The sequence below is a fragment of the Nonomuraea sp. NPDC049649 genome (assembly GCF_040675175.1).
Lineage (GTDB): Bacteria > Actinomycetota > Actinomycetes > Streptosporangiales > Streptosporangiaceae > Nonomuraea.
Genome location: NZ_JBFAOH010000045.1, coordinates 26,263 through 50,184 on the forward strand (window position 1 = coordinate 26,263; position 23,922 = coordinate 50,184).

The window sequence follows — 23,922 nt, forward strand, 5'->3', positions numbered from 1 at the left end:
TGTTCAGGCTTGAACGGTGTTCAGGTCAGCTGCGACAGTGAGAGCATGCAGCTGAAACGTGCGGACGTAGTGACCGGGGCACTCGCCCTGCTGAACTCCGACGGGCTCGACGGGCTCACCATGCGCAAACTCGGAGCGCGGCTCGGCGTCCAGGCCGGCGGCATCTACTGGCACTTCACCAACAAGGAAGCCCTGCTCGACGCGATGGCCGACCGCATCGTCGGCGAGATCTCCGCGACCCCGCTCACCCCCGGCCCGTGGGACGCCCGGCTCGCCGAGCTCGCCCACCGCCTGCGCCGCGCCCTGCTCGCCTACCGGGACGGCGCCCGCGTGGTCGCAGGCACGCTCGTGACGGAGCCCAACACCGTCCGCGGCGGCGAACTGGCCGTGCGCGTCCTCGCCGACGCGGGCTTCCCGCGCGAACGCATCGGCTGGGTGCTCTTCTCGCTCATGTACTACGTGCTCGGCCACACGATCGAGGAGCAGGCCCAGCGCGACGCCGGCGACTGGGGCGAACGGGGCGCCGACCTGCCCGACAGCGAGGTGCGCCGGACGATGGACGCGGCGATCGAGGCCGACCCGGAGGAGCGGTTCGCGTACGGCCTGGAACTGTTCCTCGACGGCGTCCGGCTGAGGCTCGCGGAGGCCCGGCGATGATCCCCAAAGTCAGCCGGCCGAAAGGGCGGCGGGTGATCCCGCTGGAGGTCCGCGCCAACGAACGGGTGAGCCCGTCGTTCACCCGCGTCACCTTCGGCGGCGACGCCCTCGACGGGTTCACCGGCCACGGCGGCGACCACGCCGTCCGGCTCTTCTTCCCGCGTACGGGCCAGAACGGTCTCTGGCTGCCCAGCCTCCGCAACGACGGCTGGATGGCCGAAACGCTGCTCCAGCCCACGTCCCGGCGGCCGTGGGTGCGCACCTTCACCGTCCGCGACCACCGCCCGGACCTGCGGGAACTGGACATCGAGTTCGCCCTGCACGGCGACGCGGGCCCCGCCTCGGCCTGGGCCTCACGCGCCCGCCCCGGCGACCCCGCCGGGATCATCGGAGAAGGCCGCACCTACCTGCCGCCCGACGACGCCGACCGGCAGCTCCTGGTCGGCGACGAGAGCGCACTCCCCGCGATCCTGTCCATCCTGTCGTCCGCCCCGCACACCCTCACCGGACACGCCTTCCTGGAGGTGCCGCGGACCGCCGACATCCGGACCGGCATCCCCTGCCCGGCGGGCGTCGAACTGCACTGGCTCCCCCGCGACGGCTCGGACACCATCCCCGGAACCCTCGCCCTGGAGACCGTCCGAGCCCACCCGGACCTCGGCGCCCCCGCGTACGCCTGGGTCGCCGGCGAGTCGAAGCTCGCCACCGGCGTGCGCCGTCACCTGACCGGCGAGCGGCGGATGGCGAAGAAGCACATCGGCTTCTACGGCTACTGGCGGCACGGCCGCGCCAGCGTGGGCTGAGACGCGGCCAGGTGGCGGACCCAGTGAGATGGCCGGAGCCGAACGACATGCGGACGACGCGGCGAAAGGTTCCCCTAGGCCGTACGCGTCGGCCGTGCCCTGATGAAGTGGACCACCACCACGGCGATACTCACGGCCGCCGCCGTCCAGACGACCCACTGGCCGATGGCGGTGAGGACCTCGTTCCTGCCGGGCGGCTGCACGACCATCTGCACGGCGGCGCCGACCGGCACGGTCACTCTGGCGAGCACCCCGATCGCTCCCGGCCGCCCGGCGCATGCCCCGATGGTGCCCAGGACCGGCCCGAACAGCACTGCTGCCAGCGCCCAGAAGATCGTGTCGTAGACGTAGGAGCCGATCGGGACCTGGTGGACGATCGTGTCCAGGGCGTAGTAGGCCGCCGTGGCGACGAGCAGGGACAGCGTCCCGGCCACGGCGCCGCGCACCGGGGCCGCGGCTCCCTGCCGCCCGGCGCGGGTGGCCAGCCAGCCTGTCAGCACCGCCAGCCCCGCCCAGGCCCAGCCGGAGTCGAACAGGATGCTCACGATCTCCATGACCGACCAGCCGCCGACCGCCGCCGCGCGGCTTTCCAGATCGACGGTCTGGTGGGCGAGGGCGTTGACGAGGGAAGTGGCCGCGCCGAACGACGCGCCCACCGCGAGGACAAGCACCATGGGTGCCGAGGCGGACCGGGGGTAGTCGCTCATGATCTACTGCCTACCAGACCGGCCCGTGACGCGCGTGCGGCCGCTCGAACCGGTCAGACGAGGCGGCGGGCGGTGGCCCAGCGGGAGAGCTCGTGGCGGTTGGAGAGCTGGAGTTTGCGGAGCACGGACGAGACGTGGGTCTCCACCGTCTTGACGGAGATGAACAGCTCCTTGGCGATCTCCTTGTACGCGTAGCCGCGGGCGATCAGCCGCAGCACCTCGCGCTCGCGCTGCGTCAGCGAGTCGAGCTCGGGGTCGATGGAGGGCGCCTCGGTGGAGGCGAAGGCATCGAGGACGAACCCGGCCAGGCGGGGCGAGAAGACCGCGTCGCCCTCCGCGACCCGGCGGATGGCGTCGGTCAGCTCCTTGCCGCTGATGTTCTTGGTGACGTAGCCGCGGGCGCCGCCCCGGATGACGCCGATCACGTCCTCGGCCGCGTCCGACACCGACAGGGCGAGGAAGCGTACCTGGGAACCGGAGCCGAGCACGCGGCGCAGCACCTCCTGGCCGCCGCCGCCGGGCATGTGGACGTCCAGCAGGACCACGTCCGGCTGGAGCTCGGCGATGGCCTTGACCGCCGAGTCGACGTCCTCGGCCTCGCCCACGACCTCGATCGAGTCGCCCAGCTCGGCCCGCACCCCGGAGCGGAAGAGCCGGTGGTCGTCGACGATCAGCACCCGCGTCATTGCTTCTCCACCTTCATCGTCAGCATCACTTCAGTGCCCTCGCCGGGCTCGGTGCGGACCCGGGCGGAGCCGCCGTGCCGTTCCATCCTGCCGATGATGGACTCCCTGATGCCCATCCGGTCGGCCGGCACCGCGTCGAGGTCGAACCCCTTGCCCCGATCCTTCACGAAAATCGTGACCTCTTCACCCTCCACTTCCGCGTACACGGAGATGGTCGGACTCTCAGAGTATTTGGCCGCGTTGACCATCGCCTGCCGGGCCGCCTTGAGCATGGCGCCGAGCCGGCCGCCGGAGTCGAGGTCGATGTCGCCGACGCAGACCACCTCGATCTGCACGCCGTGCGCGTCCTCCTCCTCGGCGGCGATCCGCCGGACGGCGGCGGCGAGGGTGGCGTCGGCGTCCTGGGCCGGCTGGTAGAGCCAGTTGCGCAGGTCGCGTTCCTGGGCGCGGGCGAGCCGGGTGACCTCGCGCGGGTCGTGCGCGACCCGCTGGATGAGCGTGAGTGTGTGCAGGACGGAGTCGTGCACCATCGCGGCGACCTCGGCGCGCTCCTCCTGGCGGATGCGCTCGCGCCGTTCGAGCTGCAGTTCCTTCCAGAGACCGGCCAGCCACGGGGCGGAGATGACCGCCAGCCCGCCGACCACGACCGCGGTGAACAGCAGGCCCTGGCCCGCCACCTGGAGCTGGCCCTCCATCACCAGGAAGCCGATCCCGCCCGCCACCACGAGCACCACGCCGAGGAGCGTGCGGACCCGGTTCTTCCTGATGGTCTTGGTCGCGCCGGTCATCCAGTGCTTGCGGCGCTCCGGGTCGGCCTGCTGCCACAGGATGAGCCCGCCGATGCCGCCCACCGCGAACGGCAGCATGGCGATCCCTCCCCGCGAGGCGCCCGTCAGGAACCCGAACGCGAACAGCGCCATCCCGATGGCCGTGAACGCGGCGAGCTGGCTCCAGTCGCGGGCGGGGGGCTCTCCTTCGTACGGTTCACGCGGCGTGATCATCCACAGCACCGCGTACGCCACCCCGCCGGCCCCGCCGAACACGGTGAGCAGCACGAACATCAGCCTGATCACGACCGGATCGAGCTTGAGCTGCGCTGCCAGGCCCTGGGCGACGCCGCCCACCAGACGGCCCTCCATCGGGCGCATCATGCGGCGGTACGGCCGGCTCTTCTCGGGCTCGGCGAGTGTCTTCTGGTCTGCCATAACAACGCCCATCGTCACATGTCACGGCGTCGGGGGCATCAGGGAGCGACCCCGGGGTCGGGTCAGGGGTCTCCCGGATGCGTGCCCCTGTACGGGTGGGTCACGATGGATCCATGACAGAGGCACCACCCAAGGAACCGGCCGCGCCCCCCAGCGCGCTGCGCCGCAGCAGCGAGGGGCGATTCCTCATGGGGGTGTGCGCCGGGCTCGGCAGGCATACCGGTATCGACCCCGTGGTGTTCCGGGTCGGGTTCGTGATCCTGCTGTTCGGGTCCGGGATCGGGCTTTATCTGTATATCGCTGCTTATCTGCTGATGAAGGAGCCCAACGGGCGGCCGGGGCTCATCGAGCAGTGGACGCACCGCGACTTCGACGCCGACACCGTGATGGCGCTGATGACGGCGGTCTTGGCGCTCGGCCTGGGCATCAACCTGTCCACCGTCTGGCTGGACACCGGGACGCTCGTGGCGGGCCTCTTCCTGGCCGTCGCCCTGCTGGCCGCGCACGCGCACGGGGTCGACCTGCTGGGGCTGGTCCGGTCGATGCCGGAACGCCTCAACCGGCGCCCTCCGAAGAACCTGGGCGAATACTCGTACCAGGAAACGCCCCGCGTCCCCCCGTACCCGCAGTCGGCCCCCACGACGCCGCACCCCCGCCCGTACGGCCCGCCACCCCCCGGGGTGCGCCCGGAGAGCCCGGCACCCGAGCCGCCCGCGCCGAGCGCCGGATCCGTGCCGTTCTCCAGCGCCGGCTCCGCAGCGGTCCACGCCGACGTCTCCCCTGCCACCCCCTCGGACCAGGACAAGGTGGAGGACGAAGCGGGTCGAGACGCGGCGGCCACTGGGCAGGACGACTCGGTCGAAGCGGGCCGGGTGGACGAGACGGTGGAACTGCCCGCTCAGTCAGCGCCGGGAAAGGGAGAACCGGCCGATCAGGCTGACGTGAGCTCCGGGTTCGGCTCTGCGGACGGGACCGGTGAGAAGAGCGAGTCCAGCTCTCAGGACAGGACCAGGTTCGACTCCGAGTACACCGAGTACGGGGTGCAGGAAGAGGCGGTGTTCGGGGCGGAGAGGGTACGGCCGACGGCGGGGGGACCGGAGCATCGGCCGCGGTCGGGGCCGTTCGCGCCGCATGGGCCGTATCAGCCGCTCGACCCGGCGAGGCGCGGTTACTCGCCGTACGACCCGGCGTTGTACGCGCCGCCGGCGCCGCCGCCCCGGCCGAAACCGCGGACGCGGCCGAGGTCGTACATCGGCGCCATCACCATGTTGCTGGCAACCATCATCGGGGGGTTTCTCGTGGCCGTGCAGGCGGCATCGCCGTCAGGGGTGCAGCCCACGATCGTCGGGGGCGCGGTGCTCGTCACCATCGGCGCCGGTCTGCTGATCGCCGCCTGGTGGGGCAAGGGCGCCGGGCTGGTGGCGGCGGGCACGATGGTGGCGCTGCTGATCGGGGTCGGGCTGATGTTCGGGGGTCTCCCGGCGAAGGTGGGGCGTTCGGTGTGGGTGCCCGTGGCGGTCGAGGAGACGCGTCAGGTGTTCGACGTGGGCCTGGGCGACGGCACGCTGGATCTGACGGAGCTGGCGCTGAAGCCGGGTTCGACGGTGGAGGTGGAGACGGCGATCTCGGTGGGCACGCTGGATGTGATCGTGCCGCCGGACGCGCGGGTGGAGGTGCACGCCACGAACAAGGTGGGCGACGTCCAGGTGGATCAGTCGCTCCGGGGCGGCGTGGACGTCCGGTTCGACAAGGTGCTGGAGCCGGAGGTGGAGCCCGAGGGCGAGCCGGCGACGATCGTGCTGACCATCCGGGGCGGGGTCGGGGACGTGGAGGTGCGGCGTGGCGCGTGACCTGGAGCGGCCGCGTCAGCTGCACCGGACCGACTGGATGGCGCTGCTGAGCGGGATTCTGTTCATCGTGCTGGGCATCCTGATCATGACGCGGTCGATCACGGATCCGCTGGTCCTGCTGCCTGTGCTGGTGACGGGGCTGGGTTTCGCGGGGCTCATGGCAATCATCGCCAGGGTGTTTCGTGGTAAGTGACCCTTGACCGGGACAAACCCGAGCGTACGGTTGGCTGTGTCCGCCTTTCCCCCTGCTCCTGAGGGAGGACATATGCCCCGGATTTCCGTCAAGGTAGACGGAGTCTCCTACGAGGAGGAGGTCGAACCCCGGCTTCTCCTCGTTCACCTACTACGAGAACGACTGGGCAAGACAGGGACCCCCACCGGCTGTGACACCAGCAACTGCGGCGCCTGCACCGTGATGCTGGACGGCAAGACCGTCAAGAGCTGCTCGGTGCTCGCGGTGCAGGCCGACGGCTGCGACATCGTCACGATCGAGGGCCTGGCCGAGAACGGGTCGATGCACCCGATGCAGCGGGCCTTCCACGAGGAACACGCGCTGCAGTGCGGCTTCTGCACGCCGGGCATGGTCATGGCCGCGATCGACCTGCTCCGAGATACACCGGACCCGTCCGAGGAGGCCATCAGGGAGGGCCTCGAAGGCAACCTGTGCCGCTGCACCGGCTACTGCAACATCGTCCGAGCGGTGAAGCGGGGCGCCCAGGAGATGGGTCAGGCGGTGAAGTCATGACCGAGGTGGGCAAGGCGAGGAAACGCAAGGAGGACGCCCGCCTGCTGACCGGGCGCACGCGGTGGACGGACAACCTGCAGCAGCCGGGGATGCTGCACGTGGCCTTCCTCCGCAGCCCGATGGCGCACGCGCGGATCACCAGGGTGGACGTGTCGGCGGCGCTGGAGCTGCCCGGGGTGGTCGCGGCCTTCGCGGGCCAGGACGTCGCGGACGAGCAGGGCAGCCTGCCGTGCGCCTGGCCGGTGTCGGAGGACATCGTCATCCCGGACCACCCGCCGATGGCGGTGTCGGAGGTGCGGTACGCGGGCGAGATCGTGGCCTGCGTGGTGGCGACCGACCGTTACAAGGCGGCCGACGCGCTGGAGGCGATCGAGGTCGACTACGAGCCGCTCCCTCCGGTGCTCGACCTGGAGGCGGCGCTCAGCCCGGACAGCCCGAAGGTGCACGAGGAGGGCAACCAGGCGTTCTCCGTCAAGATCACCTCGGGTGACATCGAGGCGGCCTTCGCGGACGCCCCGGTGGTGATCGACCGGACGTTCGTGCAGCAGCGCCTCATCGGCGCCGCGATGGAGCCCAGGGCGGTGCTGGCGACCACCGACGGCGACTCGTTCACGATGTGGACGTCCACGCAGATCCCGCACGTGCTCCGGGTGATGCTGGCGATGGTCACCGGCATCCCCGAGCATCGGCTCCGGGTGATCGCGCCGGACGTCGGCGGCGGCTTCGGCACCAAGCTCCAGGTCACCGCCGAGGAAGTGCTCTGCTTGATTCTCTGCCGCCGGCTCGGCAAGCCCGTCAAGTGGGCCGAGTCGCGGTCCGAGGGCAACATGGCCGTGCACCAGGGGCGCGGCCAGCTCCAGCACATCAGGCTCGCCGCCGAGGCCGACGGCCGCATCCGCGGGCTCCAGGTCGACCTGCTCGCCGACATGGGCGCGTACCTGATGCTGGTCACGCCCGGCGTCCCGATGCTCGGCGCGACCATGTTCAACGCGATCTACAAGATGGACGCGTACGAGTTCGCCTGCAAGGGCGTGTTCACCACGAAGACGCCGACGGACGCCTACCGGGGCGCGGGCCGTCCCGAGGCCACGTACGCGATCGAGCGCATCATGGACGAGCTCGCGGCGGAGCTGCGGCTCGACCCGATCGAGGTGCGCCGGCGCAACTGGATCAAGCACGAGGAGTTCCCGTACACGACGATCGCGGGCCTGACGTACGACTCGGGGAACTACGAGGCGGCGACCGACCGGGCGCTGGCGCTGTTCGGCTACGACAAGCTGCGGGACGAACAGGTCGACCGGCGTGACCGGGGCGACCCGGTGCAGCTCGGCATCGGCGTCAGCACGTTCACCGAGATGTGCGGGCTGGCGCCGTCGCGGATGCTGGGCGAGGCCAACTACGGCGCGGGCGGCTGGGAGCACGCGTCGGTGCGGATGCTGCCGACCGGGAAGGTAGAGGTCGTCACCGGCACCTCGCCGCACGGGCAGGGGCACGTGACGTCGTGGAGCCAGATCGCGGCCGACGCGCTGGGCGTGCCGTTCGAGGACGTCACGGTGATCCACGGCGACACGGCGATCGCGCACAAGGGCATGGACACCTACGGCTCGCGCTCGCTGGTGGTCGGCGGGGTCGCGGTGCTGCAGGCGTGCGAGAAGGTGCGGGAGAAGGCCCGCAAGCTGGCCGCGCACCTGCTGGAGTGCTCGCCGGACGATCTGGAGTTCTCCGGCGGCGCGTTCAAGGTGAAGGGCACCGACTCCCAGACGACGATCCAGGAGCTGGCGCTGGCCGCGTTCGCCGCGCACAACCTGCCCGAGGGGGCGGAGGCGCGGCTGGACTCGGACGCCACCTTCGACCCGGTCAACTACTCCTTCCCGCACGGCACCCACCTGGTGGCGGCGGAGGTGGACACGGAGACCGGCCAGGTCAAGATCCGTTCGTACGTGGCGGTCGACGACGTCGGGAAGGTGATCAACCCGCTGATCGTCGAGGGCCAGGCGCACGGCGGCATCGCGCAGGGCATCGGGCAGGCGCTCTTCGAGGAGGCCGTCTACGACGCGGAGGGCAACCTGCTCACCGCCACGCTGGCCGACTACCTGGTGCCGTCGGCGGCCGACCTGCCGGACTTCGTGACCGACAGGACCGAGACCCCGGCGACCAGCAACCCGCTGGGCGCCAAGGGCGTCGGCGAGGCGGGCACCATCGCCTCGACCCCGGCGGTGGTCAACGCCATCGTGGACGCGCTCCGCCCGTACGGGGTGCGGGACGTGCAGATGCCGTGCACGCCGGAGCGCGTGTGGCGGGCGCTGGAAGGAGGACGGGTATGATCCCGGCGCCGTTCGACTACGTGCGCCCCGGCTCGCTGGCGGAGGCCTGCCAGGAGCTGGCGGCGGACGAGGACGCCAAGGTGATCGCGGGCGGGCAGTCGCTGCTGCCGCTGCTCCGGCTCCGGCTGGCGTACCCGACGAAGCTGGTCGACGTGGCGCGGCTGCCGGAGCTTTCGGGCGTGCACGACCGCGGCGACCACGTGTTCATCGGCGCGATGACCACGCACGACGAGGTGATGCGCTCGGACGTGGTGGCCTCGGGCTGCCCGCTGGTGGCGCTGGCCACGGCCATGGTGGCGGACCCGGCGGTGCGCCACCGGGGCACGTTCGGCGGGGCGCTGGCGCACGCCGACCCGGCGGGCGACCTGCCCGCGGTGGTGCTGGCGCTGGACGGCGTGCTGGTGGCCCGCTCGGCGCAGGGCGAGCGGGAGATCCCGGCGGCCGACTTCTTCGTCGACTACCTGGAGTCGGCGCTGGAGCAGGGCGAGGTCCTGGCCGGGGTGAAGATCCCGAAGCTGGGCGACGGCTGGGGCTTCCACTACGAGAAGTTCCACCGCACCGCGCAGGCGTGGGCGGTGGTCGGCGTGGCGGCGGCCGTGCGGCGCTCCAACGGCACCGTCCAGGAGGCCAGGATCGGGCTGACCAACATGGGTGCGACGCCCCTGCGGGCGCGGGCCGTGGAGACCGCGCTGCAGGGCGTGGAGCTGGGTGACGGGCTCCGGCAGGCGTGCGAGGAGGCGGCGGCGGGCACCTCGCCGCCCGCGGACCTGCACGCGCAGCCGGACTACCGCCGGCACCTGGCCCGCGTGCTCACGCACCGGGCGGTGCGCACGGCGGCCGGAACCCCCTGACCTGGGATTCGCGGGGGCGCTCCTCTTCCGGGGCGCCCCCGCGGCACGTAGTCTCGCAGTGCGGGAAGGAGCGAATCGATGGCGATGCGGTTCGAGCACGAGTTCACGGTCCCGGTCCCGGTCGAGCAGGCCTGGGCGGTCCTGCTGGATGTCGAACGAGTGGCTCCCTGCCTGCCCGGGGCGACTCTCGACACGGTCGAGGGCCAGCGGTTCACCGGCAGGATGAAGGTCAAGGTCGGCCCGATCACCGTCACCTACCAGGGTTCGGCCGCGTTCGAGGATGTGGACAAGGACTCGCACACGCTCACCATCCAGGCCTCGGGCAAGGAGGCCAGGGGCGCCGGCACCGCCGCCGCGACGGTCAAGGCCCGGCTGACCCCGGTCGACGGGTCGACGAAGGTGACGGTCGAGACCTCGTTCAACGTCACCGGGCGGCCCGCCCAGTTCGGCCGGGGCGTGATGGCGGAGGTCGGCGGGAAGCTGATCGACCGGTTCGCGGCGAACCTGGCCGAGCTGTTCGCCGAGCCCCCGCGCGAAGAGGAGGAGGAGGCCGCGGAGCCCGAGCGTCATCTGACGGCCGTGCCGTCCGAGAACGACGTCCGGCCTTCGGGCACCATGCGCACGTCCCGCACGCCCGACGAGGAGGCGCTCGACCTGCTCGACATCGCGGGCGCTCCGCTGCTCAAGCGGCTGGCGCCGGCGCTGGGCGGGGTCGCGGCGCTGCTCGTCATCGTCTGGGTGATTCGCCGCCTTATTCGATGATTTAAGGCAAAAAGCTCGCAATTCGGACGTGCCCCTCGTAGTGGAGGGAAGTTCTACCCCCACGTCGTGACACTCGGGGGTGGGCATGCCGGACTGCACGGTGGTGGTGATCACCTACAACGACGCCCGCCGCCTGCCGAGGGCGGTCCGCTCGGTGCTCGGCCAGACGCTGCGCGACCTCGAAGTGATCATCTCCGATGACGCCAGCACCGACGACACCCCCAGGGTCGCGGCCGAGCTGGCGGCGTCCGACCCGCGCGTGCGCTACCTGCGCAGGGAGCACAACAGCGGCGGCTGCGGCGCGCCCAGGAACGACGGCCTGGACGCCGCCGCCGCCCCGTACGTGATGTTCCTCGACAGCGACGACGAGCTGCCCCGGCACGCCTGCAAGAGCCTGCTCGCCGAGATCGAGCGGACCGGCGCCGAGTTCGTGTCCGGCCAGATCTCCCGGCTGTACGAGTGGAACGGGCGGCTGCACCCCTACTACCCGTCGCTGTTCGCCCGCCGCCGCGTCGTCGGCGGCATCCGGGAGGAACCGGCGCTGTTCCTCGACTCGTTCAGCACCAACAAGCTGTACGACGTGCGCTTCCTGCGCGAGACCGGGGTGCGCTTCCCCGAGGAGATCCACTACGAGGACCACGTCTTCGCCGCCGGGCTGTACGCGCACGCGCGGCGGTTCGCGATCGTGCCCTGGGTGGTCTACCACTGGCACCGGGAACGCGGCGGCTCCTCCATCTCGCTGTCCATCAAGGACATGGAGAACGTCCGCCACCGGGTGATCGCCGCCCGGCGGAGCGACGACGTGCTGCGCCGGCACGGGCTCGCCGGCCTGGTGCCCGACCGCCAGTACCGCTTCCTCCGGCAGGACCTGCGGGTCTACCTCAACCCGCTGCCCCGCAGGGACCTGGTGTGGGCGAAGGAGTTCGCCGCCGTCGTCCGCCCGTACCTGGAGGAGATCCCCGCCGAGGTGTACGAGCGGGTGGACCCGATGGTCAAGGTGTGCTGCCGGCTCATCATGGACGACCGGGCCGAGGACCTGCGCCTGGCCGCCGGCTGCCTGACCGGCCCCAGGGCCGCGCCGCGCGCCGCCGTGCAGCTCGGCGGGCGCACCTACTGGGGCACCACGGTCTCCCCCGGCCTGGACATCACCCGGCTGCGCCTGGCCGAGCTGCCGTTCTCGGCGGCGCGGCTGCGGCACGAGGTCACCGAGCTCACCCGCGACGGCGACCGCGTACGGATGACCGTCCACACCTACGACCCGTTCGGCGCGCTGCCGGTCGGCTGGGAGGCGTTCCTGCGGCTCGGCAGGCGGCGCGTCCCCATCCACCCGCGCCCGTCCGGCGACGGCGGCTACGTCACCGAGGTCGCCTTCGCCCCCGAGGGCGCCTGCGAGCCGCGCATCGGCTTCACCCGGCTCTCCGACCGCCTCACCACCACCGACCGGCTCATCGTGGACCCGGCGATGCGGCCGATCGAGCTGCCCGGCGGCACGCTCGCCCCCGAAGGCCACACCGCCTGCCTGCGCGTGCGCCGCCCCGCCCGGCGACCGGCGCTGCTCGGCCGGGTCAAACGGCTGCTCATCAGGAGAATCGGCACACCCGCCACGAAGCTTCGCGCGTACAAACTCCTGATCAAAGTGGTGCGGCCGCGCCCGGACCTGGCCCTGTTCGAGTCGGACGTGGGCAAGGGCTGCACCGGCAGCCCGCGGGCGCTGTACGAGGAGCTGCGCAGGCGCGGCCTGCCCATCGAGGCGGTCTGGTCGGTGGCGCGCGGCAAGGCCCCCGACGGCGCGCGCCGGGTCCGGCGCGGCAGCTGGAAGTACGTCTGGACGCTCGCCAGGGCGGGCTGGTGGGTCGACAGCCACGGCTTCCCGCTCGACTACCCCAAGCCGCGCGGCACCCGCTACCTGCAGACCTGGCACGGCCAGGGCATCAAGTCCATCGGCTTCGACGCGCCCGACCTGCGCACCGACTTCGACGGCCCGCGCGCCCAGTGGCGGGCCGCCGTCGCCCGCTGGGACGCGCTGGTCTCGCCCAGCGCCGAGTTCTCCCGGCGTTTCGTGCCGTCCAACGGCTACACCGGCCCGGTCTACCGGTACGGCACACCGCGCTGCGACGCGCTGGTCCGGGGCGAGCTCTCCGACGATCCGCGCAGGCTGCTGGAACTGCCCGCCGGCAAGAAGGTGCTGCTGTACGCGCCCACCTACCGTGACCGGGCCAAGGGCAGCGGCCGTTCGGTCCGGGCCGACCTGGAGCTGATGGCCGAGGAACTGGCCGGCGACTGGGTGGTGATCCTCCGTACCCACCCGGTGGAGCGCTACCGGCCGCCCGAGCACCTGCTCCACTTCGTCCGGCCCGCCGGGACGTATCCCGAGATCAACGACCTGATGCTGGTGTCGGACGCGCTGCTGACGGACTACTCGTCGGTCATGTGCGACTACGCGATCACCGGCAAGCCGATGCTGTTCCTCGTCGACGACTGGGACGAGTACCGGACGACCGAGCGGGGCGTCTACCACGACCTGCCCGCCATCGCGCCCGGCCCGTGCGTCACCACCACCGAGGAGCTCATCGCCCGGCTGCGCGACCTGGACGCCGGGCACGCCGCCCACGCCGGGCGGTACGCGGCCTTCCGTGAGCTGTGGTGCGCCGACGAGCGCGGCGACGCCTCCGCCAGGATCGTCACGGACTTCTTCGTCAGGAGCCCGGCGTGAACGTCGTCTTCGCCTGCCTGGACGCCGACACGCTCGGCGGCATCCAGCAGGTCACCCACACCCTCGCCCAGGGCCTGGCCGGGCGCGGCCACGAGGTCCACGTGATCGGCCTGCACCGGTCCGAGACGCCCTTCCGCTACGTCGAACGGCCGCGCTACCACCGCCACCTCGTCAGCCGCGCGCCGGTCGGGCCGCGCGGCCGGCTCGCCCGCCGCCGCGACCGCCGCCGGGTGCGGGACCTGCTCGGCGGCATGCGCCCCGGCTACGCCGTGCTCACCTCGCCGTCCGTGGTGTCCAGGCTGGCGGGGCTGCTGCCGGAGCGGCTGCGGGCCATCGGGCAGTATCACGGCTCGTACGAACACGCGAGCGGATCCTGGCACCTGGGGTCGATCCGGAAGCACTACCCGGGGCTGGAACAGGCCGTGTTCCTCAGCGAGGACGACGCGTGGCGCTTCTCCGAAGGGGCGCTGCTGCCGAACGCCTGGGCGCTGCCGAACCCGCTGGCGACCTGGCCGGACCGGGTGTCGTCGCTGACCGGGCCGCGAGTGCTGGGGGTGGGGCGGCTGGAAGGGGTCAAACGGTTCGACCGGCTGATCAGCGCCTTCGCCCGGTCGGGGGCGCCGCCGCCGTGGGAGCTGCACCTCATCGGGGACGGCGCGGAGCTGGACAGGCTGCGCGCGCACGCCGCCCGGGAAGGGGTGGCGGAGCGGGTGGTGTTCCGCGGGCGGGTGCCCGCCGGTGAGATGCCGGGCGAGTACCGGGCCGCCTCGCTCCTGGCGGTGAGCAGCGAACACGAGGGGCTGCCCGTCGTGCTGCTGGAGGCCGCCGCGCACGGGGTCCCGGCGGTGGCGTTCGACGTGTCGGGCGGGGTGCGTTCCGCGCGGCCTGTATTGGTACCGCCCGGCGACGTGGACGCGCTGGCGGAGCGGCTGGGAAGACTCATCCGGTCGGAACACGAGCGGCGACGGCTGGGCGCCGCCGCCCGCGAACGCGCCGAAGCCTTCCGCCTCGATCGCGTCCTGGACCGCTGGGAAGCCCTCTTCACCCACCTCGACCGCTGAGCCCTCGGATGCCGATGATGACGCCCGCCTGGCCGGGCGCGCGGCAGCGCTGGGACAGGACTGGTCCGATGAGCCGGGTCGACCGGGACGGCGCCGGGCCCCCGATGGCCGGCGCCGTCCGCGGTCAGCTCTTCTCGGCGAGCTCCGGGGAGTCGTTGCGCTGCTGCGGGACGCCCGCGAGCACGCGCTGGCCGCTGGTGAGCAGGGCCGCCACCGGGCTCGGCTCGCGCATGCGGTTGATGCGGTCGCGGAAGCCGCGGCGCAGCCGGCCGGCCCGCCGCCTGGCCATCGTCTTCTGGGCGGCCGCCACGTGCTCCTTGGCCGCGGGGGCCGCGCCGGTCAGCTCGTAGCCGCGGGCCTCCAGCCGCTCGCCGAAGATGTGCTCGCAGAGCGAGATCTCCCAGGAGTCCAGCCGGTTGGCCCAGCTCCCCACCCTGCTGCGGGTGACCTCGCGGTGGGTGTTGCTGTGCCAGACCTTGTGCGCGGGCACGGCCATGCTGGCGGCCTCGACCGGCGAGACCATGGCGGGCGAGAAGTCCTCGTCCAGGAAGACGCAGAGCTTCTTCAGCTCGGTCTCCGGGTCGTCGGTGAGGTCTTCGTACCGGAGCTCGAAGTAGGTGTCCTCGGGCAGCGTCCGGCGCAGCCGGTCGCCCGCGTCCATGGCCTCGGCCCAGGTGGCGACGGCGTGGAAGGAGCTGGCCGTGTACCAGGGCATCTCCTTGAGCGAGGCCACGCAGTCGCGCCCGTCCCTGATGAGGTGGATGAACTGGGCGTCGGGGAAGAGCCTGAGCAGCAGTTCGGTGTGCTTGATGTAGCTGGGCCGCTTGTCGCCCCAGCGGGGCTTGCCGAAGCGCTCGGCGTACATGCGGAAGGCGGTGCCGAGGACGGAGCCGAGCGAGCCCGGTCCCTCCATCACCTCGCGGACGAAGTCGGTCTTGTCGAGCTTCAGCTCGCGGAACTTGGTGCTGCGGTCGCTGGCGATCCACTCGGCCAGCGCACGGCGGCGGGTGGCTTCGCGCAGGTCCCCGAAGACGCGGCGGCGGTAGTAGGCGGGCAGGACGAACTTGGTCTCAGGCGCCACCGCCAGCCGCGGGTGGGAGTGGAGCATGAGCTGGAGCATCGTGGTCCCGGAGCGCGGGCACCCGATGACGAACACCGGCCGGTCGGACATTTCGTACTAACCCCCGAAAACTTAGACGAGTACGTGCTCTCGGCTCTCCTGGGCCACTCCGTGCCTGCGCGCGAAGAGCCACATCCGGTACACAAGGAAGACCTCATTGGCGAGAAGCAGGAAGCTCGCCGCCGCCGCCACCGGGATCAGCGCCGCGACCCCGATCAGGGGCGCGACCACGAACACGGCCGCGTGGAACTCGATCCCGCTGATGAGGTGCGATCGCACCCGGTGACGGGCCAGGAAGTTGTTGAGCCGCCGCAGGAAGCCGGTCGCCTCGGGCGTCTCGGCGTCCTCCTCACGCGGCGCGGGCACCAGGTCGGGCGTGCTCTCCTCGGTGCTGTGCTGCCCCCTGATCGCCGCGTGGACCCGCTTCATCTGCGGCGCGTTCACGTACCGGAACAGGTCGAGCACCGCCACCGCGGCGCCCAGCAGGATCCAGGCGACCTCGCCCGTACGCGCGTACTGCCCGTAGGCGAGCCCCGCGGCGCACATCACCACCCGCACCCGGTCGCCGACGTAGTCGAGCCAGAGCCCGAAGGGCGTCCCCGTGCCCTTCAACCTGGCGATCTTGCCGTCGACACAGTCGATCATGAAGCTCAGGTAGAAGAGCAGCGCGCCCGCCGCCAGTTCGCCCGCCGCCAGGAACCCGGCCGACGCCAAGCCGAGGACCAGCGAGAACACCGTGAGGTTGTTGGGCGTGATCTGGGTGCGGTTGGCGACCACGAGCGCGACGCGGCAGGCGATCGGGTCCACGAAGTACACCGTCCACCAGGAGTCTCTCCGCTTGCGTGTCTCGTAGACGTCATCGAGCGAATAGGTCCTCATGGACAGACAGCATGACGACGATCCGTGTTTGAATCTTTACTCTCTGCTACTCCCTGGGAATGTCCATGCCCGTTCTTGACCATCTGCCGCCCCCAGGGGTCACCCGTACAGCATGCGCATGACCTTCCGGGCGGCCCGGCGCGGGCCGGACAGCCCGCGCGACAGCCGGTAACCGAGAGACCTGCGGTAGGCGGTGGCGTTGTGGCGGCTGCGCCTGAGCCGCGAACGCGCCCGGGCCAGCGCGCGCTCACGGCGCCTCAGCCGGCTCTCCAGCCCGGAGATCCTGGCCAGGGCTTCGGCGAGTTGTTCGGTCAGCCGGTCCCTGGCGTGCAGGAGGTCACGGTAGGTCGGCGCCGCGTCGTCCGGGCCCGGGCCCAGCTCGGCGTCGAGCTCACGGGCCAGCTCCAGCTCGGCACGGTCGCACGGCCTGCCCGCCAGCCCGCAGAGCGTCAGCGTGAGCTGGTCGCTCTCCAGCGGCCACGGCCACGGATGGTGATGCCCGGCGGCCAGCAACCGCACCGCGAACCGCCACAACATCCTGCACAGCACCACAGAAGGGGCGTCGCCGAGAGGCGCAGACGGGGTGGGATGGGAGAAGTCAGGGGGTGGGGTGAGGGGGTGGAAGGTTTCGCCGTCCCAGACCAGGGTGTCGGCGGTGGCGGTGACGTCGCCGCCGTCCTCTACCCACTCCGCCAGGGCGGCGAGGAGGGCGCGGACGGCACGGACGTCCTCGCGGGCGCAGGCCTCCACGAGGGCTTCCTCGACGACGCGGCCCGACGGGACCGGCTGTTCCTCGCCGCAGGGAAGCCTCTTGGAGAGCCGCCCCGCGCCGTCGCCGACCAGCTCGTACACGGCGGCCCCCTCCTCGACCAGCCCGAGCGGCAGGTCCGCCGGCGCGGGGTCCCCGTGCGCCGCCACGGCGAGCCAGAGCGGCGCCAGCTCCTCCCCCAGCCGGTGCCGGAACACCAGCCGGGTCAGCCGGAGCGGGTCGGCGGCCAGCATCGGCTCCCCTGCGCGCACGCTCAGCGGGAAGGTGAGGGCCTCCGGCAGGTGCATGCCGAGCAGTTCGCGGGCGAGCATGGCCCGGGGCGCCCGGCCGTCGGGGTAGGCCGCGTAGCAGCGTTCGACGCCGAGCCCGGCGGACTCCAGCGCCAGGTCCAGGGTCACCGGCCCGCTCGGGTAGGTCGGGTCGAAGCCGTGCGCCTGGCCGTCGCCGTCGGGCGGGCGGGCCTCCAGGAGCCGGTCGACGCCCAGGTCGTTGCGGACGCCGAGCACCAGCCGCCCGCCGGGCGCGACATATCCGGCCAGGGCGGTCAGCGACCGCCGCCACGGCAGGGCCGGGGCCTCCGCCGAGTGGGTGCGGGCCAGCCCGTCCAGCGCGAGCACGAGATCGTACGGTTCGTCCAGGTCGAGCTGGTCCAGGCGGCCGCAGTGCACGTCGATGCCCGGATGCCGCCCGCCGAGCGCGCACGCGTCGGGAAACGAGCGCAGCACCGCCGTCGCGGACGCGGCCAGCCCGGCCACCCGGTCGACCAGCTCCATCGGGTGCGGCCCGACCAGCAGGACCCGCGGGGCGCCGGGCAGCAGCCGGTCCAGGAGTTCCAGCGCGGCGGCCCGCCAGCCGGTGACGTCGGCCGTGTCGGACCAGAGCAGCATCTCGCCGCCGATCAGCCGGACGTTGCCCGGGGCCTCGCTCGCGCGCCTCTCCAGTGTCTCGGTCACGCGCCTCGCCCCCGCTTCCGGCTGGAGTGACCGTACTGATTGGACTGGTTGGAATCGTGCATAGGTGTCCCCTCGTGCGGTTGGCGCGCCCCGTCCGACCTTCGCAGCCGCCGATCAGCGCCACGCGGCCTTATACGGTTCCCTTACTCGGCGCGGAGCTCCGGTTTCCGTCGGCCCTCGATGTGACTACAATCAGTTGCCAGCATCTAGCCGAGAGTGAGGGCGGGCGGGGTCGTAGTGCTCGACGTCAGGTTCCCCGCCGGTCCTCCCGTCACCGTCGACCACCTGATCGACGAGGTCATGGCCGGGAGCCCGCTGAGCGTGGGCGACGAGCGGATCCGCGACTTCCTGGTGGCGGTCGGCCGGCGGCTGGCCCGTCCAGCGCTGGCGCGCCGCCGTCCCGAGCTGGGTGCTCTGGGTTTCTTCCTCCGTCCCGACGAGCTGCTGCGTACGATCGACGCGCTCCGCGGCGACCATGTGCGGATGCCGCGCGGGCTGGCGTTCCACCTGCCGCCCGCCGAGGTCGAGACCGTGTTCGTCTACGCGTGGGCGCTGTCGGCCCTGATGGGCAACCGCAACGTGGTGCGGCTCTCGCCGCGGGCCGGGCCGGTGGCCGCGACGGTCGTCGGCACGCTGCAGGAGGCGCTGGACGGCGCGGACCCGGTGGTGGCGGCCACCCAGCGGATCATCTGCTACGACCGCTCCCCCTTCATCACCGCCGCCCTGTCCTCGGCCTGTGATCTGCGGGTCAGCTGGGGCGGCGACCGGGCGGCTCACCAGGTCCGCCGTCATCCGCTGGCCCCGCACGCGCGGGAGCTGACCTTTCCCGACCGGTCCTCGTTCGCGGTGGTGCGGGCCCCGGCGTGGCTGGAGGCGCCGCAGGCCACGCGGACGGCGGTGGCGGAGGGGCTGGTGAACGACTCGTACTGGTTCGACCAGGCCGCCTGCTCCTCGCCCCGGGCGGTGTTCTGGGTGGGGCCGCGGGAGGGCTGCGACGCGGCCCGCGCCGACTTCGCGGCCTGCCTGGCGCGGGCGGTCAAGCGGCGCGGGTGGGCGGTGGACGCGGCGGCGGCGGTGCGGGCGCGGGTGGCCGCGTGCGCGGACGCGTTCCCGCCCGCCGCGGGCGTGGCCGCGCCGCGGCGCTGGCTCGGCACCGGCACGTTCACGCATGCCAGGCTCGGCTCGCTGGCCGAGCTGGTCCCGCTGGTGGGGCGGCGCGACCAGACGATGACCCACTTCGGGTTCGCCCGGGAGGAGCTGATGGAGCTGGCGCACGTGCTGGCCGGGCGGGGGGTCGAGCGGATGGTGCCGTTCGGTGAGGCGCTCAGCTTCCACCGGGTGTGGGACGGCAGGGGCGTCGCGGCCGAGTTCACCCGCCTGGTGACGGTTTTCGCATGACGCGAGGCACTTTGGCTGGTTTGGCCGTAGGGTGATCGCTGTGCTGATCCATGGCTTGCTCGCCGCGGCGCTGACGCTGAGCGGCACCCCCGCCGCTGCCGCCCCAGAGAAGATCGACTGCGCCAAGGTCAAGTGCCTGGCGCTCACCTTCGACGACGGCCCCGGGCCGCACACCGCGAAACTGCTCAAGATCCTCAAGAAGGAGCGGGCCAAGGCCACGTTCTTCCTCACGGGCAAGTACGTCGACCAGCGCCCCCGGCTGGCCAAGCGGATGCTCGCCGAGGGACACGCCGTCGGCAACCACACGTACTCCCACTTCTCGCTGACGCCCCGGCTCTACGACGAGATCCACCACGACATCCGGCTCGGCCAGGAGGCCATCAAGAAGGCCACCGGGATCACGCCGACCATGTTCCGCCCGCCGTACGGTCACACCGACGAGCGCGTGCTGCGCATCGCCGACCAGCTCGACCTGGCCGAGGTGAAGTGGACCGGCACCACCCACGACTGGGCGCTCAAGGACAAGAAGAAGATCACGGCCAAGGTGCTCAGCCTGGCCAAGCGCGACGGCATCATCCTGATGCACGACACCGTGCCGCAGACGGTCCAGGCCATGCCGGGCGTCATCAAGCAGCTGAAGAAGCAGGGCTACCACCTGGTGACCGTGCCGCAGCTCTACGGCAAGAAGCTCAAGTCGGGCGTCAGTTACCCGTAGTCCTCCTGTCGTACTCCTCGCGGGCGCGGGCGATGCAGGCGCTGTGGCGCATCGACCAGTTGGTCAGCGTGAGCAGCGCCTCGTACAGCTCCAGCGCCATCGGCGTGGCCCGATATTCGACCTTGGGCGGGACCGTCGGGTAGACGGTGCGCTCCAGCAGGCCGTCGCGCTCCAGGTTGCGCAGCGTGAGCGTCAGCATGCGGCGGCTGATGCCGTCGATCGTCCGCTCCAGCTCGGTGAAGCGGATCGGGCCCTGCGAGCACGCCACGATGATCTGGACCGGCCACTTGCCGGCGATCCGGTCGAGGATCTCGCGCGGCGGGATGGGGCAGACACCCTGATCGATCAGCGCCTGCGCGTCCGCCAGTGTCCTGAGCTGGGCTGGTACAGCCGTGTGTCCCTGGGACATGAAAGTGCCTTCTTCCGCCGGGCTTCGATGGTCACACATCATGACCCTTGTTACAAATCGTTCCCTTAGGAAGAGTGGGTCATGAAAGGCAAATGGGCCGCGTTCTCGTTGCTGGTCACCACCCAGTTCGTGCTGATCCTCGATCTGACGATCGTCAGCATCGCCATGCCGCCGATGGGGGCGGAGCTCGGCATGACGCAGCAGGACCTGTCCTGGACGACGACCGCGTACTCGCTGGTGTTCGGCGGGTTGCTGCTGCTGGGCGGGAGACTGTCGGACTACCTGGGGCGGCGGCGGGTGTTCGTCGCCGGGATGCTGCTGTTCGCCGCCGCGTCCCTGGTCGGCGGGCTGGCGGGCTCGGGTGAGGTGCTGATCGCCGGACGGGCCGCGCAGGGCCTGGCGGCGGCGCTGGTCGCCCCCGCCGCGCTGTCGCTGGTGATGACGATCTTCAAGGACGACCCGGCGCTGACCAAGGCGCTGGGCCTGTGGGGCGCCGCCGGCGGCGTCGGCGCCTCGACGGGCGTCGTGCTGGGCGGGGTCCTCACCGACGGGCTCGGCTGGCGGTCGGTGTTCCTGGTCAACGTCCCGGTCGGGCTGGCGGCGGGCGCGCTCGCCATCGCGCTCCTCCCGGCCGCCCGCTCCGCCGCCCCGGCGCGGGGCTTCGACCTCGCGGGCGCGATCACGTCCACCGGCGGGCTGGCCCTGCTCACGTACGCGCTCGTCGACGCGACCGAGCAGGGCTGGACCTCGCCCCGCACCCTCCTCACCCTCGCGGCGGCGCTCGCTTCGCTGGCCGCGTTCCTGCTCATCGAGCGGCGCTCGGCACACCCGCTCGTCCCGCTGGACGTCTTCCGGAGGCGACTGGTACGGGCCGGGAACGTGCTCATCTTCCTGGTGGCGGCGGCCATGCAGGCGGTCTTCTTCCTGCTCACCCTCTACACCCAGCTCGTCCTCGGCTACACCGCCACCGAGTCGGGCCTGTCACTGGTGGCGGTCTCGGTGACGATCGCCCTGACCGCCTCCCTCCTGGGCGGGCGGGTCCTCGCCGCCCGGGGACTCCGCTTCACCGCCGTCGCCGGCCTCACCGCGATCACCGCCGGCTCCGCCCTGTACCTGCGGATCGACGTGGACAGCACGTTCCTGACGACGCTGCTGCCGCCGGAGCTGCTGACGGGCTTCGGCTTCGGCCTCCTGGTGGTGGCGGCGACCGTCGCGGCCACCTCCGAGGCGTCGCCGTCGGAGTCGGGCATGGTGTCGGGGCTGTTCAACGTGACCCAGCAGGTGGGCATCTCACTGGGAATCGCCGTGCAGGTGTCGATCGCGGCGGGGGTGACGGGGGCGTCGACGGCACCGGAGGCGCTGGTGTCGGGCTACCGCGCGGCCTTCTGGCTTGCCACGGCGATCGTGGCGTCGGGGCTGGTCGCGGCCCTGACACTGCTACCGGGCCGGACTTCCCGTACGAACTCGCCACCCAAGGTGAGAGAACCGGTCTGAACGGACATTCCATTCGCCGCACACCTGGGAGGGTGTGCGGCCTGGTTTGTGAGCACGAGCGAAACAGGCAATTCATAGTGAATTACCGGCAAGCTCATCGGCGCTCCGGTCTGCGAGAACACCCTGATCCACATACCAGCCGAGATCGCAGACCACGAGATCGCCCCGGAATCCGACGTCCACCCGGTCGAAAATGTAGCCGCGGTGAGCAACCGCGCAGCCGATCTCGTACAGACACTCCGCTGATGCCCCTCGCACGAGGCGCAGCCACGTCAGGCAGGAGGGCGGCGGATCGGGCAAGGGTGGGGGGCGTGCCGGTTCGGGCAGCAGATCACGCCGATCGTGACGAACCGGCCGTCGTGCAGCCATTCGCCCCACTGCACGTCCACGCCGAGAGGCAGCAGTTCGCGGGCCGTTTCCAGCCGGTCCGGGAGCGGGATCGCATCGGGTGACAGCAGTGCCGAGCGTGCCTTGTCGTACTCGTCGGCCATCCAGGCCACCGCCTGCGTTACCTCGTCGAAGGTCGCCGCGATCCGGGACGCCGACTTGAGCAGCCAGTCCCCGGTCCGCATCGGCGGCAGCGGGGAGGGTGGGGAAGTCGGGCGAGCCGGGCCGCCGCTCGGCTTCGTTCTCACGGTCGGCTCCGGCACCGGTCCACTGGTAGGCGTGCCAATGCATGTGAAGCGCTCCCGATGAGGGGCGGCCCTGCTCAGGGCGGGGGCCGCTGTCTTTCGGGGTGATACCTACAGGGTGACCAGGTCAAACGGGGCGAAGTTCGTAACTGGTGAACAAATGCGTGATTACCGGTACCTGCCGACGGCATCGTGGCTGAGACCTTTCTGGCAGCGCGGGGCCTGCGGTCACTCCTCGACTGTGTGCAGGAGGATTTGCGCCAGTTCGCGCGGCTGGGAGAACATCGGCCAGTGGCCGGTGCTCATCTGGACCAGCCGCCAGTGCTTGCTGGTCAGCAGCTCGGCCACGTCGTCGTCGAGCTCGGCTCCGGCGAGCATGCACTGGATGTACGTGGCCGGGAGACTGTGAAGCGGCCGTGTCAGCACGGCGGGTTCGGTCAGCGTGGCGCCCGGGTGCGGCGTAGAGTCTTTCATGATCCGTACGATTTGCTCGTCGGTGAGGCCGTGGCCGTCGTAATGGCTTGCGGGGACGAGCGGCCAGAAGCCTCCGTTCTCGGCAATGGCTGCCTTCACCATCGCCCCGCCGTCCGGCCAGGCGGAGACGAACGCCTCGCCATCCGCCGGGACGCTGGAATCAACGAAGACCACGTGGGTCAGCCGGTCACCGATCCGTTCCGCGGCCTGGCCGACCGGGATGCCCGAGTAGCTGTGACCCACCAGGACGACGTCGCGCAGATCCTGGCCTTCGACCTCGTCGACTATGTCCTGGACGTGGGTCTGCTGCCCGGCCGGCACACCCTGCTTGTCAGCCAGACCGGACAGCGTCAACGGGTGAGCGCCATGGCCGGCTGCGCGCAGATACGGCACCACCTCGTCCCACGCCCACCCGCCGAGCCGCGCTCCTGCCACCAGCACGAAATTCGCCATGGCTGCAACGTAATGGAGCAGCCTGACCACCGCCCGCCCCGATCGGCCGGCTCAGCGTAGCTCGCCCGTAATTATGAACAGGTGGCCGAACGGGTCACGGATGCGGCCCGAGCGCTTGCCGTAGGGCCAGGCGGACCTCTGATGGGGCACGATGGGCACCCTGCACAGTTACGGCAGCCGTAGATCGTGATCTTCACGGTGTTGCCGCTGGTCGTGTGGCGTGACGCGAAGAGCCGCCGCGATCATGTCGAGTTGTGACACA

General features: G+C 71.5%; 22 protein-coding genes. 13 read left to right on the forward strand and 9 right to left on the reverse strand.

Annotated elements, in window-relative coordinates:
* Positions 1–45 precede the first annotated feature (45 nt).
* Positions 46–657, forward strand: coding sequence for a TetR/AcrR family transcriptional regulator C-terminal domain-containing protein (locus AB0J42_RS33005; protein WP_364301491.1), 612 nt, complete (start codon positions 46–48; stop codon positions 655–657).
* Positions 654–1,460 carry a siderophore-interacting protein gene (locus AB0J42_RS33010; protein ID WP_364301493.1) on the forward strand — a complete coding sequence of 269 codons (807 nt, stop codon included), beginning with the start codon at positions 654–656 and terminating at the stop codon, positions 1,458–1,460. The genes AB0J42_RS33005 and AB0J42_RS33010 overlap by 4 nt, the downstream gene beginning before the upstream one ends.
* A gap of 74 nt (positions 1,461–1,534) precedes the next feature.
* Here AB0J42_RS33010 and AB0J42_RS33015 read toward each other — a convergent pair whose 3' ends face one another.
* The 3 genes from AB0J42_RS33015 to AB0J42_RS33025 are packed head-to-tail and all read right to left on the reverse strand — an operon-like array spanning position 1,535 to position 4,058.
* Positions 1,535–2,167 (reverse strand): DUF6518 family protein, encoded by a 633-nt coding sequence (locus AB0J42_RS33015; RefSeq protein WP_364301495.1) that lies wholly within the window; start codon positions 2,165–2,167, stop codon positions 1,535–1,537.
* Between the two features lie 53 nt (positions 2,168–2,220).
* The gene (locus AB0J42_RS33020) at positions 2,221–2,853 is read right to left on the reverse strand and encodes a response regulator transcription factor (protein ID WP_364301497.1); all 633 of its coding nucleotides are present in this window, start codon (positions 2,851–2,853) and stop codon (positions 2,221–2,223) included.
* The gene (locus tag AB0J42_RS33025) at positions 2,850–4,058 is read right to left on the reverse strand and encodes a PspC domain-containing protein (RefSeq protein ID WP_364301499.1); all 1,209 of its coding nucleotides are present in this window, start codon (positions 4,056–4,058) and stop codon (positions 2,850–2,852) included. The genes AB0J42_RS33020 and AB0J42_RS33025 overlap by 4 nt, the downstream gene beginning before the upstream one ends.
* Positions 4,059–4,171: 113 nt before the next feature.
* Between AB0J42_RS33025 and AB0J42_RS33030 the strand changes: the two genes are divergently transcribed.
* The 8 genes from AB0J42_RS33030 to AB0J42_RS33065 all read left to right on the forward strand — a co-directional run bounded on the left by AB0J42_RS33030 (position 4,172) and on the right by AB0J42_RS33065 (position 14,364).
* Entirely contained in the window at positions 4,172–5,908 is a 1,737-nt protein-coding gene (locus AB0J42_RS33030; RefSeq protein WP_364301501.1) for a PspC domain-containing protein, read from the forward strand.
* Positions 5,898–6,101 carry a hypothetical protein gene (locus AB0J42_RS33035; protein ID WP_364301503.1) on the forward strand — a complete coding sequence of 68 codons (204 nt, stop codon included), beginning with the start codon at positions 5,898–5,900 and terminating at the stop codon, positions 6,099–6,101. The genes AB0J42_RS33030 and AB0J42_RS33035 overlap by 11 nt, the downstream gene beginning before the upstream one ends.
* A 72-nt stretch (positions 6,102–6,173) precedes the next feature.
* The gene (locus AB0J42_RS33040; RefSeq protein ID WP_364301505.1) at positions 6,174–6,653 is read left to right on the forward strand and encodes a (2Fe-2S)-binding protein; all 480 of its coding nucleotides are present in this window, start codon (positions 6,174–6,176) and stop codon (positions 6,651–6,653) included.
* On the forward strand, positions 6,650–8,977 hold the full coding sequence (locus AB0J42_RS33045; RefSeq protein ID WP_364301507.1) for a xanthine dehydrogenase family protein molybdopterin-binding subunit: 2,328 nt from the start codon (positions 6,650–6,652) through the stop codon (positions 8,975–8,977). Before AB0J42_RS33040 ends, AB0J42_RS33045 begins: the two co-directional genes overlap by 4 nt.
* A complete protein-coding gene (locus AB0J42_RS33050; RefSeq protein WP_364301509.1) occupies positions 8,974–9,828 on the forward strand; it encodes a xanthine dehydrogenase family protein subunit M in 855 nt (284 codons plus the stop codon). The genes AB0J42_RS33045 and AB0J42_RS33050 overlap by 4 nt, the downstream gene beginning before the upstream one ends.
* Before the next feature lie 78 nt (positions 9,829–9,906).
* Complete coding sequence (locus AB0J42_RS33055) at positions 9,907–10,590, forward strand: SRPBCC family protein (RefSeq protein WP_364301511.1); 684 nt, start codon at positions 9,907–9,909, stop codon at positions 10,588–10,590.
* 85 nt (positions 10,591–10,675) lie between these two features.
* Complete coding sequence (locus AB0J42_RS33060; RefSeq protein WP_364301513.1) at positions 10,676–13,303, forward strand: CDP-glycerol glycerophosphotransferase family protein; 2,628 nt, start codon at positions 10,676–10,678, stop codon at positions 13,301–13,303.
* Positions 13,300–14,364, forward strand: a complete 1,065-nt coding sequence (locus tag AB0J42_RS33065) for a glycosyltransferase (protein ID WP_364301515.1) — start codon at positions 13,300–13,302, stop codon at positions 14,362–14,364. The genes AB0J42_RS33060 and AB0J42_RS33065 overlap by 4 nt, the downstream gene beginning before the upstream one ends.
* Positions 14,365–14,488: 124 nt before the next feature.
* Here the strand turns inward: AB0J42_RS33065 and AB0J42_RS33070 are convergent, their stop codons facing one another.
* From AB0J42_RS33070 to AB0J42_RS33080, 3 genes are all read right to left on the reverse strand, one after another.
* Positions 14,489–15,535: a sulfotransferase gene (locus AB0J42_RS33070; protein WP_364301517.1), complete on the reverse strand. Its 1,047-nt coding sequence runs from the start codon at positions 15,533–15,535 to the stop codon at positions 14,489–14,491.
* Between the two features lie 21 nt (positions 15,536–15,556).
* On the reverse strand, positions 15,557–16,363 hold the full coding sequence (locus AB0J42_RS33075) for a CDP-alcohol phosphatidyltransferase family protein (RefSeq protein WP_364301519.1): 807 nt from the start codon (positions 16,361–16,363) through the stop codon (positions 15,557–15,559).
* A gap of 99 nt (positions 16,364–16,462) precedes the next feature.
* Complete coding sequence (locus tag AB0J42_RS33080) at positions 16,463–18,085, reverse strand: hypothetical protein (protein WP_364301521.1); 1,623 nt, start codon at positions 18,083–18,085, stop codon at positions 16,463–16,465.
* 237 nt (positions 18,086–18,322) lie between these two features.
* Between AB0J42_RS33080 and AB0J42_RS33085 the strand changes: the two genes are divergently transcribed.
* Positions 18,323–19,483 (forward strand): acyl-CoA reductase, encoded by a 1,161-nt coding sequence (locus tag AB0J42_RS33085; protein WP_364301523.1) that lies wholly within the window; start codon positions 18,323–18,325, stop codon positions 19,481–19,483.
* 40 nt (positions 19,484–19,523) lie between these two features.
* Entirely contained in the window at positions 19,524–20,198 is a 675-nt protein-coding gene (locus AB0J42_RS33090) for a polysaccharide deacetylase family protein (protein WP_364301525.1), read from the forward strand.
* On the opposite strand, the gene AB0J42_RS33095 is transcribed toward AB0J42_RS33090, so the two are convergent.
* Positions 20,185–20,607: a helix-turn-helix domain-containing protein gene (locus AB0J42_RS33095; protein ID WP_364301527.1), complete on the reverse strand. Its 423-nt coding sequence runs from the start codon at positions 20,605–20,607 to the stop codon at positions 20,185–20,187. The genes AB0J42_RS33090 and AB0J42_RS33095 overlap by 14 nt on opposite strands.
* An 81-nt stretch (positions 20,608–20,688) precedes the next feature.
* On the opposite strand from AB0J42_RS33095, the gene AB0J42_RS33100 reads away from it, so the two are divergent.
* The gene (locus tag AB0J42_RS33100) at positions 20,689–22,101 is read left to right on the forward strand and encodes an MFS transporter (RefSeq protein WP_364301529.1); all 1,413 of its coding nucleotides are present in this window, start codon (positions 20,689–20,691) and stop codon (positions 22,099–22,101) included.
* 272 nt (positions 22,102–22,373) lie between these two features.
* Here AB0J42_RS33100 and AB0J42_RS33105 read toward each other — a convergent pair whose 3' ends face one another.
* A complete protein-coding gene (locus AB0J42_RS33105; RefSeq protein ID WP_364301531.1) occupies positions 22,374–22,673 on the reverse strand; it encodes a hypothetical protein in 300 nt (99 codons plus the stop codon).
* 288 nt (positions 22,674–22,961) lie between these two features.
* Entirely contained in the window at positions 22,962–23,660 is a 699-nt protein-coding gene (locus AB0J42_RS33110) for an alpha/beta fold hydrolase (RefSeq protein WP_364301533.1), read from the reverse strand.
* Between the last annotated feature and the right edge of the window lie 262 nt (positions 23,661–23,922).

Coding starts and splice junctions, on each gene's coding strand:
- AB0J42_RS33070 (WP_364301517.1), bottom strand. CDS start 15,535: ATGTCCGACCGGCCGGTGTTCGTCATCGGGTGCCCGCGCTCCGGGACC.
- AB0J42_RS33105 (WP_364301531.1), bottom strand. CDS start 22,673: ATGCGGACCGGGGACTGGCTGCTCAAGTCGGCGTCCCGGATCGCGGCG.
- AB0J42_RS33050 (WP_364301509.1), top strand. CDS start 8,974: ATGATCCCGGCGCCGTTCGACTACGTGCGCCCCGGCTCGCTGGCGGAG.
- AB0J42_RS33010 (WP_364301493.1), top strand. CDS start 654: ATGATCCCCAAAGTCAGCCGGCCGAAAGGGCGGCGGGTGATCCCGCTG.
- AB0J42_RS33040 (WP_364301505.1), top strand. CDS start 6,174: ATGCCCCGGATTTCCGTCAAGGTAGACGGAGTCTCCTACGAGGAGGAG.
- AB0J42_RS33015 (WP_364301495.1), bottom strand. CDS start 2,167: ATGAGCGACTACCCCCGGTCCGCCTCGGCACCCATGGTGCTTGTCCTC.
- AB0J42_RS33045 (WP_364301507.1), top strand. CDS start 6,650: ATGACCGAGGTGGGCAAGGCGAGGAAACGCAAGGAGGACGCCCGCCTG.
- AB0J42_RS33055 (WP_364301511.1), top strand. CDS start 9,907: ATGGCGATGCGGTTCGAGCACGAGTTCACGGTCCCGGTCCCGGTCGAG.
- AB0J42_RS33020 (WP_364301497.1), bottom strand. CDS start 2,853: ATGACGCGGGTGCTGATCGTCGACGACCACCGGCTCTTCCGCTCCGGG.
- AB0J42_RS33075 (WP_364301519.1), bottom strand. CDS start 16,363: ATGAGGACCTATTCGCTCGATGACGTCTACGAGACACGCAAGCGGAGA.
- AB0J42_RS33110 (WP_364301533.1), bottom strand. CDS start 23,660: ATGGCGAATTTCGTGCTGGTGGCAGGAGCGCGGCTCGGCGGGTGGGCG.
- AB0J42_RS33025 (WP_364301499.1), bottom strand. CDS start 4,058: ATGGCAGACCAGAAGACACTCGCCGAGCCCGAGAAGAGCCGGCCGTAC.
- AB0J42_RS33100 (WP_364301529.1), top strand. CDS start 20,689: ATGAAAGGCAAATGGGCCGCGTTCTCGTTGCTGGTCACCACCCAGTTC.
- AB0J42_RS33060 (WP_364301513.1), top strand. CDS start 10,676: ATGCCGGACTGCACGGTGGTGGTGATCACCTACAACGACGCCCGCCGC.
- AB0J42_RS33095 (WP_364301527.1), bottom strand. CDS start 20,607: ATGTCCCAGGGACACACGGCTGTACCAGCCCAGCTCAGGACACTGGCG.
- AB0J42_RS33030 (WP_364301501.1), top strand. CDS start 4,172: ATGACAGAGGCACCACCCAAGGAACCGGCCGCGCCCCCCAGCGCGCTG.
- AB0J42_RS33005 (WP_364301491.1), top strand. CDS start 46: ATGCAGCTGAAACGTGCGGACGTAGTGACCGGGGCACTCGCCCTGCTG.